15 protein-coding genes are annotated in these 12,414 nt (G+C 63.0%); 10 read left to right on the forward strand and 5 right to left on the reverse strand.

Annotated elements, in window-relative coordinates; genetic code table 11:
- The first annotated feature begins 187 nt into the window (after positions 1 to 187).
- From JQ575_RS03675 to JQ575_RS03685, 3 genes are all read left to right on the forward strand, one after another.
- Positions 188 to 892 carry a Tim44/TimA family putative adaptor protein gene (locus JQ575_RS03675; protein WP_192740658.1) on the forward strand — a complete coding sequence of 235 codons (705 nt, stop codon included), beginning with the start codon at positions 188 to 190 and terminating at the stop codon, positions 890 to 892.
- Between the two features lie 166 nt (positions 893 to 1,058).
- A complete protein-coding gene (locus JQ575_RS03680) occupies positions 1,059 to 2,426 on the forward strand; it encodes an MltA domain-containing protein (RefSeq protein WP_312015877.1) in 1,368 nt (455 codons plus the stop codon).
- Complete coding sequence (locus tag JQ575_RS03685; protein ID WP_212031928.1) at positions 2,423 to 3,019, forward strand: Smr/MutS family protein; 597 nt, start codon at positions 2,423 to 2,425, stop codon at positions 3,017 to 3,019. Before JQ575_RS03680 ends, JQ575_RS03685 begins: the two co-directional genes overlap by 4 nt.
- A gap of 4 nt (positions 3,020 to 3,023) precedes the next feature.
- On the opposite strand, the gene JQ575_RS03690 is transcribed toward JQ575_RS03685, so the two are convergent.
- The 5 genes from JQ575_RS03690 to hslV all read right to left on the reverse strand — a co-directional run bounded on the left by JQ575_RS03690 (position 3,024) and on the right by hslV (position 7,387).
- Positions 3,024 to 4,148 (reverse strand): hypothetical protein, encoded by a 1,125-nt coding sequence (locus JQ575_RS03690; RefSeq protein ID WP_212032114.1) that lies wholly within the window; start codon positions 4,146 to 4,148, stop codon positions 3,024 to 3,026.
- 154 nt (positions 4,149 to 4,302) lie between these two features.
- Positions 4,303 to 5,604: an ATP-dependent protease ATPase subunit HslU gene (gene hslU / locus JQ575_RS03695; protein WP_212031929.1), complete on the reverse strand. Its 1,302-nt coding sequence runs from the start codon at positions 5,602 to 5,604 to the stop codon at positions 4,303 to 4,305.
- A 131-nt stretch (positions 5,605 to 5,735) separates the two neighbouring features.
- Positions 5,736 to 6,347: a DUF2585 domain-containing protein gene (locus tag JQ575_RS03700; RefSeq protein WP_212031930.1), complete on the reverse strand. Its 612-nt coding sequence runs from the start codon at positions 6,345 to 6,347 to the stop codon at positions 5,736 to 5,738.
- Positions 6,344 to 6,829, reverse strand: a complete 486-nt coding sequence (locus tag JQ575_RS03705) for a GNAT family N-acetyltransferase (RefSeq protein ID WP_212031931.1) — start codon at positions 6,827 to 6,829, stop codon at positions 6,344 to 6,346. Before JQ575_RS03705 ends, JQ575_RS03700 begins: the two co-directional genes overlap by 4 nt.
- On the reverse strand, positions 6,830 to 7,387 hold the full coding sequence (gene hslV, locus JQ575_RS03710) for an ATP-dependent protease subunit HslV (RefSeq protein WP_211995304.1): 558 nt from the start codon (positions 7,385 to 7,387) through the stop codon (positions 6,830 to 6,832).
- Between the two features lie 179 nt (positions 7,388 to 7,566).
- Here hslV and hisB point away from each other — a divergent pair, with 179 nt between their 5' ends.
- From hisB to coaA, 7 genes are all read left to right on the forward strand, one after another.
- Complete coding sequence (hisB, locus tag JQ575_RS03715; protein ID WP_212031932.1) at positions 7,567 to 8,160, forward strand: imidazoleglycerol-phosphate dehydratase HisB; 594 nt, start codon at positions 7,567 to 7,569, stop codon at positions 8,158 to 8,160.
- A 138-nt stretch (positions 8,161 to 8,298) separates the two neighbouring features.
- Positions 8,299 to 8,829, forward strand: coding sequence for a DUF2628 domain-containing protein (locus tag JQ575_RS03720; RefSeq protein ID WP_212031933.1), 531 nt, complete (start codon positions 8,299 to 8,301; stop codon positions 8,827 to 8,829).
- Positions 8,826 to 9,476, forward strand: a complete 651-nt coding sequence (gene hisH, locus JQ575_RS03725; RefSeq protein ID WP_212031934.1) for an imidazole glycerol phosphate synthase subunit HisH — start codon at positions 8,826 to 8,828, stop codon at positions 9,474 to 9,476. The genes JQ575_RS03720 and hisH overlap by 4 nt, the downstream gene beginning before the upstream one ends.
- Positions 9,464 to 10,213, forward strand: a complete 750-nt coding sequence (gene hisA, locus JQ575_RS03730) for a 1-(5-phosphoribosyl)-5-[(5-phosphoribosylamino)methylideneamino]imidazole-4-carboxamide isomerase (RefSeq protein WP_192736141.1) — start codon at positions 9,464 to 9,466, stop codon at positions 10,211 to 10,213. Before hisH ends, hisA begins: the two co-directional genes overlap by 13 nt.
- Before the next feature lie 10 nt (positions 10,214 to 10,223).
- Positions 10,224 to 11,000, forward strand: coding sequence for an imidazole glycerol phosphate synthase subunit HisF (gene hisF / locus JQ575_RS03735; RefSeq protein WP_192736142.1), 777 nt, complete (start codon positions 10,224 to 10,226; stop codon positions 10,998 to 11,000).
- An 80-nt stretch (positions 11,001 to 11,080) separates the two neighbouring features.
- A complete protein-coding gene (locus JQ575_RS03740) occupies positions 11,081 to 11,404 on the forward strand; it encodes a phosphoribosyl-ATP diphosphatase (RefSeq protein ID WP_192736143.1) in 324 nt (107 codons plus the stop codon).
- Positions 11,405 to 11,419: 15 nt separating this feature from the next.
- Positions 11,420 to 12,376: a type I pantothenate kinase gene (gene coaA / locus JQ575_RS03745; protein WP_212031935.1), complete on the forward strand. Its 957-nt coding sequence runs from the start codon at positions 11,420 to 11,422 to the stop codon at positions 12,374 to 12,376.
- The last annotated feature ends 38 nt before the right edge of the window (positions 12,377 to 12,414 follow it).

The raw sequence follows: 12,414 nt of genomic DNA on the forward strand, positions 1-12,414 counted from the left end.
ATTTCCCCTCGCGGCCAAAACGCGCTACAATTCACCCGCGCCAAAACGCGCCATTGGCCGGGCAAAGTTTCATGCCTACATGCTGCAGTCTCGATTGAAGATGTAATCTCTGCCGTTCCCGGGGTTATGAGGGAACCCTCGACCGCCGGACCCGTTGCCGGCGTTAGAACCAGAAAGCGAATACGACGTGGATATTTACACTATCATCTTCCTGGCGCTGGCCGTCTTCATCTTCCTGCGCCTGCGCAGCGTCCTCGGACAGCGCACCGGAAGCGAACGGCCGCCCTATGATCGCGCCGCGCCGAACGTCGTGCAGCGTACGCAGGACAACAACGTCGTGCCGATGCCCGGTGCCGTGATCGATCAGACGCCGCTGGCGCCGACCGCGGACGTTGCGCCGGCGACCGACCGCTGGAAGGGCATTGCGGAAGCGGGCACGCCGCTGGCGCAAGGCCTCGACGCGCTTGTCGCGCAGGATTCCTCGTTCGATCCCCGTCACTTCCTCTCCGGCGCCCGCAGCGCCTACGAGATGATCGTGCTGGCGTTTGCCAATGGCGACCGCCGCGCGCTCAAGGATCTGTTGTCGAGCGAGGTCTATGAGAGTTTCGACGCGGTGATCAAGGATCGCGAGAAGCACGAGCAGAAAACCGAAACGCGGTTTGTTTCGATCGACAAGGCCGAACTGGTGGGTGCGGAAGCCCGCGACAAGGCGGCGCAGCTGACGGTGCGGTTCGTGTCGCAGATGATCTCGGTCACCCGCGACAAGACCGGCGCCATTGTCGATGGAACGCCGGATAAGGTCGCCGATATCACCGATGTCTGGACATTTGCCCGCGACACGAGTTCCCGCGATCCGAACTGGAAGTTGGTTGGCACCGGAAGCGCCAGCTAGCGCGCACAGCCTTGTAAGGTCGCTTGCAAGGCCGGCGCTGGCCGCGGTCGCTATCGCGTTGTCACTGGCTCCCCTGGACGCATCTGCCGCGCGTCGGGCGCGGTCGCATGCACATCCGCCGCCGCACCCGGTATCCGAGCGACACCTTCCTTATCCGCAGCTGGATTTGCCGTTCCAGATCACCAACACCCAATATGCGCCGGTCGCCTGGTCCGACGTTACCGGCTGGCACGAAGACGATCATCTCGCCGCCTACAAGACCTTTCGCGATAGCTGCAAGCCGATCGCAGCGCAAACCAAACTACCATCCGAACCGAAAGCGATCGGTACCTCGCTGCGCGATCCGTGCCGGGTCGCCAGGAGCCTCGAGCTAACCGACGGCGCCAGGGCGACAGCGTTTTTCGAGGAGCATTTTCTGCCCTTGCGGATATCGCGGCTCGGCGAACCCGAGGGCTTTGTCACCGGCTATTACGAGCCCATCGTCGACGGTTCGCGGACGGAGAACGAGGTCTACAAAGTGCCGGTCTATCGCCGGCCGTCCAATCTGTTCGTTCGCGGCGTCACACAGAGCTCGGTCGGTTTGCCCAACGGGGGCAAGGTGTTTCGCAAGATCGGCCGCCGCAAGCTGGTACCCTATTACGATCGCGCCGAGATCGAGGACGGGGCGATCGAGGGCCGTGGCCTCGAAATCTGCTGGCTGAAAGACCAGACCGATCTGCTGTTCTCGCAGATACAGGGTTCGGCGCGGGTCAGCCTCGATGATGGCTCGACCGTTCGCATCAATTACGATGCGCATAATGGTTATCCCTATACGCCGGTCGGCCGCATCCTGATCGAACGCAACATTATCCCCAGGGATCAGATGTCGATGCAGAAGATCCGGGAGTGGATGACGGCGAACCCCGATGGCGCCAACGAATTGCGACGCCAGAACCGGTCCTACGTGTTCTTCCGCGAGGTAAACCTCTCCGACAAGGACGAAGCGGTCGGCGCCCAGGGTGTGCCGCTGACGCCGGGCCGCTCGATCGCGGTTGATAAGGCGCTGCATGTCTATGGCACGCCGTTCTTCATCGAGGGCGAGTTGCCGATCGACACCGACACCTCCAAGACGCCGTTTCGCCGGCTGATGATCGCGCAGGATACGGGGTCTGCGATCGTCGGGCCCGCCCGCGCCGACCTCTATCTCGGCGCCGGGGCCGACGCCGGCAAGGTAGCAGGCCGCTTCCGCCATCCTATGCGTTTTGTCATGCTGTTGCCAAAGAGCCTCGATCCTTCCGCGCTGGGCCGCAAGCTGCCGGTGCCGGACGAACGGCCGTCGGAGAAAATCGCAAAGCTGTTTCCGCAGGTTGATCCACTGAAGGATCCGAAGAACGCCACTCCCGCTGCAACGTCGCCCGCGACAACTCCCACATCCGCCGCGCAGGCTGCCGTCGTAAAACCGGTGCCGCTGCCGGCGGCCCGTCCCGATGTCAAACCGGTTTCCGAACCGGTCCGCCACCGCCACATCCGCCGCTTCCGCCACCACCGTCAATGAAACGCCGGAATTCGAGCTCGATCCCCGAAATACCAATGCTGCCGCGGCGCAAGCGCAGCCTCAGCGAAGAGGAGCGTGCGCTGTGGGAAAGCGTGGCCAAGCAGGTTAAGCCGCTGCGCAAGCGGCACCGCACCGTGACGCCGTCGGCAGCCGCGCCGGAGGCGGAAGCCGGTGTCGCTGCCAAGCCTGTTGCGTCTCCGAAGGCGATGCCTTCGCCAAAAATCATTCCTCCGTCACGGCCGGAGCCGCCACCGCTGGCGCCGATCGGACGCCGTGAACGCTCACAGCTTTCGCGTGGCCGGAAAGAGATCGACGCCCGGCTCGATTTGCACGGCATGACGCAGATCCGTGCGCATCGCGTGCTGCTGACCTTCCTGCAGCGCGCGCACAGCGATGGTCTCACGTTCGTGCTCGTCATCACCGGCAAGGGCAAAGTGGGCGGCTCAGAGGCCGAGCGCGGCGTGTTGCGCCGTCAGGTGCCGCAATGGCTCAGCCTGCCGGAATTCCGCTCGCTGGTGGTCGGATTCGAGGAAGCCCATATCGGTCACGGCGGCGAGGGCGCGCTGTATGTGCGGGTACGCAGGGTCAGGTGACTAATTAAAACGGTCGCACGATGCCGACGCGCGGGATCAGCGTAACGATCCATCCGAAGATCGTGGTGCTCCGATCGTCACCCGATATCGGCGTCACCTCGCGCGACGCGGGCAAGGTTTTCACCGCATGCAGGATCAGGAACAGGCACACCGCCCAGTTCGAAATCCAGCGCGAGTAATCGAACACCATCGCGAACATGATCAGATAGGCCAGGCTGATGATTGTGATCGCCGCAATGACGGTTCGGCGATGTGCATCAACCGAGAGGGCCGCGATCAACTTCGAAAAATATCGCCACAGCGGCGTGTGCAGCCAGATCAGCAGAGCGAAGATCGGAAAGCCGAGCAGATTATGCGGCAGGCGTTGCCAGGTGTCTGCAACTTCCGTCGACAGCGGCTGATACCAGATATAGCCAAAGCTCAGCAGGTTACTGCGGCTAGGATCGGTCATCCGGCCCTTTAGATAAGCGACGAAATCTGCTTCGGACACCGCCATTGTTCCATAGAACTGTGCGGCGAAGAAAAGGATGCCGGTGGCGGCAAGCGCGGCGAAGCCTGCGATCACGCCGGTGCGGCTCACTCCCTGCACCAGATAGTAACGCACCACCACGATGGCGGTGATGGTCGGTACATACATCAGGAGATGAATGTGGTGGATCAGCACGAGGATCATCGAGAACAGCGTGGCGAGCCCTACATAGAACAGCGAGCGCGCCGGAATCAGTAACAGGCAGATCGCAAACAGGCATCCATAGATGTCGAAATGCCCGAGCGTATGCATGAAATTCTTCAGGAAGAACGGCGAACCGGCCATGAACACGAACAGCGGCAGATGCGCGTCGTCGAAGCCGAATGTCCGTTTGAACAGTCGCACGAACAGGCCCGTCGTGATGAGCCAGACGGCGCCACCGAGCGCGAACACCAGCCACACCGGCACTTTCGCGGTGAACAGCGCCACGATCGCGCCGATCAGCGCGCGCTTGGTAAAGCCGAAATGATAATCGACGAGGAGATGGATATAGGGGACGAAGGGCGGCAGCGCGATCTTGTGCAGGAACACCCCGACGAACACGGCGACATTGACGGCGAGCATCAAGCGCCAGGGGTTTTCCCAGAAACGCAGATTCATCTTCATCGTCGTCCCGACCAAGCGAAGCGCGAGCCGGGACCCATACGCCGCGGCCGTCGTTGCCTAGCACAAGGGTTGATGGCTTCTTTCGGCAATAGACGACCGGGGTTATGGGTCCCGGCTCAAGGCCGGGACGACAATCTTTGCTTTGATACTACAAAATAAACCGGCTCAGATCCGCGTTCTTGGCGAGATCGCCGACATGCTTCTGCACGTAGTCCGCATCAACCTTGATGGTCTCGCCGTGTCGGTCCGGGGCGGCAAAGGAAATCTCGTCGAGCACGCGTTCCATCACCGTCTGCAGACGCCGCGCGCCGATATTTTCTACGGTGGAGTTGACGGCGACCGCGACATCAGCCAGCGCGTCGATGGCGCCGTCGGTGATGTCGAGCGTGACGCCCTCGGTCTGCATCAGCGCGATATACTGCTTGATCAGCGACGCCTCGGGCTCGGTCAGGATGCGGCGCATGTCGTCGCGCGTCAGCGCTTCCAGCTCGACCCGGATCGGCAACCGGCCCTGCAACTCGGGCAACAGATCCGACGGTTTTGCGATATGGAACGCGCCGGAAGCAATGAACAGGATATGGTCGGTTTTAACAGCGCCGTGCTTGGTCGAGACGGTGGTGCCTTCGATCAGCGGCAGCAGGTCGCGCTGCACGCCTTCGCGCGAGACGTCGCCGCCGGTGCGGCCGTCGCGCACGCAGATCTTGTCGATCTCGTCGAGGAACACGATGCCGTTGTTCTCGACCGCGTTGATCGCTTCCAGCACCAGCTGATCGCTGTCCAAAAGCTTGTCGGACTCCTCGTTGACGAGGGTCTCGTGTGAACTCTCGACCGTCAGTCGGCGGGTCTTGGTCCGGCCGCCCATTTTGCCAAAAATATCGCCGATCGAAATCGCACCCAGCTGGGCGCCGGGCATGCCCGGGATTTCGAACATCGGCATGCCGCCGGACGACGACGTCTCGATTTCGATTTCCTTGTCGTTGAGCTCGCCGGCGCGCAGCTTCTTGCGGAAGGAATCGCGGGTGGCGGGACTCGAAGCCGGCCCGACCAGTGCGTCGAGCACGCGCTCCTCGGCCGCGAGCTGCGCGCGGGCCTGCACGTCTTTGCGTTTGCGCTCGCGGGTCTGGGAGATAGCGACCTCGACGAGATCGCGGATGATCTGCTCGACGTCGCGGCCGACATAACCGACCTCGGTAAACTTCGTGGCTTCGACCTTGATGAAGGGGGCGCCGGCCAGTTTCGCCAGCCGTCTCGCGATCTCGGTCTTGCCGACGCCAGTCGGCCCGATCATCAGGATGTTTTTCGGCAGCACCTCCTCGCGCAGACTGCCGGTGAGCTGCAGCCGCCGCCAGCGGTTGCGCAGCGCAATCGAGACGGCGCGCTTGGCGTCGGCCTGGCCGACGATGAAGCGGTCGAGTTCGGAGACGATTTCACGGGGGGAAAAGTCGGTCATAGGGTTTAGCTAGGGTGAAATTTCGTTCACGGCAAGGCGGCCAGCAGTTCTATATTTTGAGCATGATCCCCGGGCAAACGCTTTGCGTTTGTCCCGAGGGAAAACCGGTGCCCACTTTTCCGGATCATGCTCTAGATGATCGGCGGGCCGGCCTGCCATTGCTTGATCGCCTCGAAGGGGTAGAGCAGCATGATGATGTTCAGCGCCAAATTGTCGCGAATGTGCAGCGCCAACACGATTTCGAACGCCAGCGCCAGCGCCACAGTGGCCGCGACCGGCAGCTTCCTGGCCAACAGGAAACCGCCGATCATGGCGAAATTGTCGGAAATCGAATTGACGATGGTGTCGCCGAAATAGTCCAGCGAAATGGTGCCGGTCCGATAGCGATCGATGATCCAACTCGAATTCTCGACCAGCTCCCAAGCACCCTCGACCAGCATCGCAAGTATCAGGCGTGCGGGCCAGGCGAGACGTGGAAACAGAAGATGGGCAGCGCCATAAAACAGGAAGCCGTGCAGGATGTGCGACAGCGTGTACCAGTCGGCGATGTGTTGAGAATTTTCCGAGCTCTGCACCACGCCGTGCCAGAGCTTGACGTAGCCGCAGGCGCAGATCGGCAGGCGGCCCATCGCATAGAGGATCGAGGCCTGCAGCACCAAGATGCCGGCGGCCATCAGCAGCCAGTGCCAGGCCGTAACACTGCTGGCGAGGGGAGGCCGTGCGGCGGCGCTATCGGTGGTCATGGGTTGCGGACCATCAGCAGCGCGGGACCATCGGGTGTATCGACCATATGGGCTCTTTCGAATCCGGCCATCTCATAGGCGCGCACGGCGCGGTGGTTGGCGGGGTCGGGATCGGTGACCATGCGCGGCGCGCCGTGCGCCAGCCGCGCGTCGACGAAGGCTCGAATCAGTGCCGAGCCATGGCCGCGTTCGATCATGCCGGGTTCACCAATAAACAGATCGATGCCACGGGTGCCCTTGGGGTGAGTGCCGAAGCCGGAATTCCAGGCGGTAAGATCATAACACTGGATGTAGCCGAAATCGGCGCCGTTTGTCGAAACGACAAATTGATCCATGGCCGGCTCGTCGAGATCGCCGCTGACCAGCGCGTATTGCTCGTCCGGATCGCCCCACCATTCCCGGACATGGGGATGCGCGAGCCATTGCCGGATCAGCGGCAGATCCGCTGAGGTCATGGGCCGAAAGACGTAAGCCGCCATCAATCAGCCGCCCAGCGCCTCGATGGTCACGTTGCGGTTGGTGTAGACGCAAATATCGGCGGCGATATCCAACCCGCGGCGAACGATGGCCTCGGCGTCCTTGTCGGTATCAATCAGCGCACGGGCGGCGGCCAGCGCATAATTGCCGCCGGAGCCGATCGCCATCACGCCGGCCTCCGGCTCCAGCACGTCGCCGGTGCCGGTCAACACCAGCGAGACGTCCTTGTCGGCGACGATCATCATCGCTTCCAGGCGGCGCAGATAGCGGTCGGTGCGCCAGTCCTTGGCAAGCTCGACCGCGGCGCGGGTCAATTGACCCGGATACTGCTCCAGCTTGCTCTCCAGCCGCTCGAACAGGGTGAAAGCGTCAGCGGTGGCGCCGGCAAAGCCGCCGATGACGTCTCCCTTGCCGAGTTTGCGGACCTTTTTGGCGTTGGATTTGATCACGGTCTGGCCGATCGAGACCTGGCCGTCGCCGCCGATCACCACTCTGCCGCCCTTGCGGACCGTTAAAATGGTGGTGCCGTGCCAGACCGACGGCTCGTTGGGGGATGCTTGCATGGAATACCTCGTGTCCGACCAGATTTAGGGGCTCGAGCGCGCCGTTACAATCTGCCGGATTTGGTCACTATAGGGGGAAGTTGAGCCTTTTAAGCATGATCCCGCAGTGGCGAAGGCGACTTCGGCCTGTTAAAAGGGCCGCGTTTTCAGCCGGGAAGAGGCAAAGGAAAGCACATTTCATGCGCACGGCAACCATCAAGCGCAAGACCAAGGAGACCGACATCGAGGTGGCGGTAAACCTCGACGGCACGGGCGTGTCCAAGGTTTCGACCGGTATCGGCTTCTTCGACCATATGCTCGACCTGCTGGCCCGGCATTCGCGCATCGACATCACGGTCAAGGCGGACGGCGATCTCCATGTCGACCATCACCACACCACCGAGGACGTCGGCATCGCGCTGGGTCAGGCCGTGAAGCAGGCGCTCGGCACCATGGCCGGAATTACCCGTTATGCCTCGATCCATATGCCGATGGACGAGACGCTGTCGCGCGTCGTGATCGACATTTCGGGCCGGCCGGTGCTGGTGTTCAAGGTGGATTTTCCACGCGACAAGATCGGCGAATTCGACACCGAGCTGGTTCGCGAATGGTTCAATGCGTTTACGACCAACGCCGGCGTGACTTTGCACGTCGAAACCTTATATGGCGAGAACAGCCATCATATCGCCGAATCCTGCTTCAAGGGTTTGGCCCGGGCGCTTCGTGCGGCGGTTGCCATCGATCCCAAAACCGCGGGCGAAGTGCCATCCACCAAGGGTCAGCTCGGCGGCTGATTTTGGACCATGATCTGGACCCGGAGGGCCCCGCTAGCGAAAAGTGGGAACCGGTTTCCCCGAAACGGTCCATGCTTGAACTAAAAGGATGATCGGACTGACCAATCAGCTCGATCTGGTTCGCGGCGGAGAGTGACGATGCCGGTCTATACAGTGCATGCCCCGGTCAATGGCGGCGCCGATCTGGCGTCGACCGACAGGTTTATATTCGTCCGTGACGGCTTTCATTTCTGGGCCGCGGTGGCGAGCCTGCCGTGGCTGGTCTGGCATCGTCTGTGGCTGGCGCTGATCGGCTGGCTCGCGTTGACCATTGCGATCGCATTCGGCCTGAGGGCGCTCGGCGCCGGCGGTGGTACCATCCTGTTCGCCAATTTCCTGGTTGCGGTTCTGATGGGCTTTGAAGCGGCCAGCCTGCGGCGCTGGACGTTCTCTCGGCGCAACTGGCGGCAGCTCGATATCGTGGTGGCCGATGATGAGGAAGCCGCTGAGCAGCGCTTCTTCGATCGCTGGACCGCAAGGCAGCGCGGCCTCACCAACGACCAATGGGCGGTTGAGCGCGGCGGGCCGCCGCCGACCCGCAACGTTCCGGGTCAGCCATTCTCGAAACCGCCGCCGATGCCGCAAGGCGGCATCATCGGCCTGTTTCCCGAGCCGGGAGGATCACGATGAGCGTTGCGATCATCGATTACGGCTCGGGCAATCTGCACTCGGCGGCCAAGGCGTTCGAGCGCGCCGCGCGGAGCATGGAAAATCCGCCGAAGATCATGGTGACGCGCGATCCCGAAGCGGTGTTTCGCGCCGATCGCATCGTGTTGCCCGGCGTCGGCGCCTTCGCCGATTGCCGCAGGGGACTCGATGCCGTCGACGGCATGCTGGAAGCGATGACGGAAGCCGTGCGTGCCAAGGCGCGGCCGTTCTTCGGCATCTGCGTCGGCATGCAGCTGATGGCGACGCGCGGCAAGGAGCATGTCACCACCGACGGCTTCAACTGGATTGCGGGCGACGTCGAAAAGATCACGCCGCGCGAGGAGAATCTGAAAATTCCGCACATGGGCTGGAACACGCTCGACATGGTGCGCGAGCATCCGGTGCTGGAGCGCCTGCCGCTCGGACCAAAGGGCCGCCACGCCTATTTCGTGCACTCCTATCACCTCAACGCCTCCAATGAAGCGGATGTGCTGCTGCGCGCCGAATATGGCGGGCCGGTAACGGCGATGGTCGGCAAGGACACTGCGATCGGTACGCAATTCCACCCGGAAAAGAGCCAGCGCTTTGGGCTGGGTCTGATCTCGAACTTTTTGAAATGGAAGCCGTGATCCTTTTTCCCGCCGTCGATCTGAAGAACGGCCAGTGCGTGCGCCTCGAACAGGGCGACATGGCGCGGGCGACCGTGTTCAACCTCGATCCCGCGGCGCAGGCGCGCGCCTTCGCCGAGCAGGGTTTTGAATATCTGCATGTCGTCGATCTCGACGGCGCCTTTGCCGGCAAGCCGATGAACGCGCTCGCCGTCGAAGGCATGCTGAAGGCGGTCAGCATGCCGGTGCAGCTCGGCGGCGGCATTCGCGACCTCAAGACCATCGAGGCCTGGCTCGACAAGGGCATTGCGCGGGTGATCATCGGCACCGCGGCGGTGCGCGACCCGGAACTGGTGAAGAGCGCCGCGAAAAAATTCCCCGGCCGCGTCGCGGTCGGTCTCGACGCCCGCGACGGCAAGGTCGCGGTCGAAGGCTGGGCCGAGACCTCGCAGGTGACCGTGCTCGAAATCGCGCAACGGTTCGAAGACGCCGGCGTCGCCGCGATCATTTTTACGGACATCGCGCGCGACGGTCTGCTCAAGGGCCTCAACCTCGACGCCACGATTGCGCTGGCCGAGAGCATCTCGATCCCCGTCATCGCCTCCGGCGGCTTTGCTTCCATCGAGGACGTCAAGGCGCTGCTGGAGCCGCGCGCCAAGAAGCTGGCAGGCGCCATTGCCGGCCGCGCGCTCTATGACGGCCGGCTTGATCCTGCCGCTGCGCTGACGCTGATCCGCAACGCGCGCAGCGCGGCGTAGGGAGACCAGGATGTTCAAGGTCCGCGTGATCCCCTGTCTCGACGTCAAGGACGGCCGCGTGGTCAAGGGCGTCAACTTCGTCGATCTGCGCGACGCCGGCGATCCCGTGGAAGCGGCGATTGCGTATGACGCCGCCGGCGCCGACGAACTCTGCTTCCTCGACATCACCGCCACCCATGAAAACCGCGGCACCATGCTCGACGTTGTCAGGCGGACCGCGGAGGCCTGCTTCATGCCGCTGACGGTCGGCGGCGGAGTGCGGACCATCGAGGACATCAAGACGCTGCTGCGATCCGGCGCCGACAAGGTCTCGATCAACAGTGCTGCGGTCTCCAACCGCGAATTCGTCAAGCAGGGCGCCGAAAAATTCGGCGAGCAGTGCATCGTGGTCGCGATCGACGCCAAGCGGGTCAAGCGCGCCGGCGGCTCGGACCGCTGGGAGATTTTCACCCATGGCGGGCGCAATTCGACCGGGATCGACGCCATCGAATACGCCCAGGAAGTGGTCTCGCTCGGCGCCGGCGAAATTCTGCTGACCTCGATGGACCGGGACGGCACCAGGCAGGGGTTCGACCTGCCGCTGACGCAGGCCATCGCCGACAGTGTTCCCGTACCGGTAATTGCATCCGGCGGGGTCGGTAACCTAGACCACCTCGTGGACGGCATCCGCCAGGGCCACGCCACCGCGGTGCTGGCGGCCTCGATATTCCACTTCGGCGAATTTACCATTCGCCAAGCCAAGGAGCACATGGTGCGCGCCGGGCTGCCGATGCGGCTCGATCCCTGACGACTCCCCGTCACAAAAGTGCTAAGTCCGTGATCGGGATGGCGCGGGCCTTCAGCCGGCGCCTGTGTTGAGTTCAGTTGATGCCACGTTTCACGATTCATGATCTGGCCGCCACCATCGATGCCCGGGCCGCATCGGGGGGAGAAGCGTCCTACACCCGCAAGTTGCTCGACAAGGGCGCGGAGCACTGCGCCAAGAAACTGGGCGAGGAAGCGGTCGAGACCGTGATCGCCGCGGTCGAGAACGATCGCGACCACCTGATCGCCGAGAGCGCCGATTTGCTGTTTCATTTGCTGGTGCTGCTGAAAGCGCGCGGCGTGACGCTGGAAGAAGTCGAGACCGCGCTCGGGCAACGTACCAACCAGTCCGGGCTGGAAGAAAAAGCCGCACGCAAGCGCGATTGAGCAAGAGGCGACGCCATGGATATTCGGGCGACGGACCAGCAATACAACCCCTACCGGATCTTCACGCGCGAGCAGTGGGCGCGATTGCGCGACGACACGCCGATGACGCTGGAGCCGGGCGAGTTCGAACGGCTGCGTTCGCTGCACGACCGCCTCGATTTGCAGGAAGTCGAGGACATCTTCCTGCCGCTGTCGCGGTTGCTGTCGATCTATGTCGATGCGACCCTGCGGCTCTACCAGGCGCAGCGTCAGTTCCTCGGCATCCGCGACCGCAAGGTGCCCTATATCATCGGCGTCGCAGGCTCGGTCGCGGTCGGCAAATCCACCACCGCGCGCGTGCTTCAGGCGCTGCTGGCGCGCTGGTCGCCGCGGCCCAAGGTCGAAATGGTGACGACCGACGGCTTTCTGTTTCCGAACGCCGTGCTCGAGCGGCAGGGCCTGATGCAGAAGAAGGGCTTTCCCGAGAGCTACGACCTGCCGATGCTGCTGTCGTTCCTGAGCGACATCAAGGCCGGCCGGCGGCCGGTGCGCGCGCCGGTCTATTCGCATTTGACCTACGACATCGTTCCCAACAAGTGGATCGAGGTCGACCGCCCGGACATCCTGATCGTCGAAGGCGTCAACGTGCTGCAGACCGGCCGCCTGCCGCGCGACGGCAAGGCGGTTCCCGTGGTCTCCGACTTCTTCGACTTCTCGGTTTATATCGACGCCGACGAGGCGGTGCTGCGCCAATGGTATGTGCGGCGCTTCCTCGCGTTGAGGGACACGGCGTTTACCGATCCGCGGTCCTACTTCCATCGCTACGCGCTGCTCTCCGACGAGGAGGCGACGGCAACGGCGCTGGCGATCTGGGAACGTACCAACCTTGCCAATCTCGAGGACAACATTTTGCCGACGCGGCCGCGCGCGACGCTGATCCTCAAGAAGGGCGCCGATCACGTCGTCGAGACGGTGGCGCTGCGGCGGCTGTAGCCGCGGTAGATCGTCATTGCGAGCGATAGCGAAGCAAT

It is taken from the genome of Bradyrhizobium sp. JYMT SZCCT0428, from assembly GCF_018131075.1.
Lineage (GTDB): Bacteria > Pseudomonadota > Alphaproteobacteria > Rhizobiales > Xanthobacteraceae > Bradyrhizobium.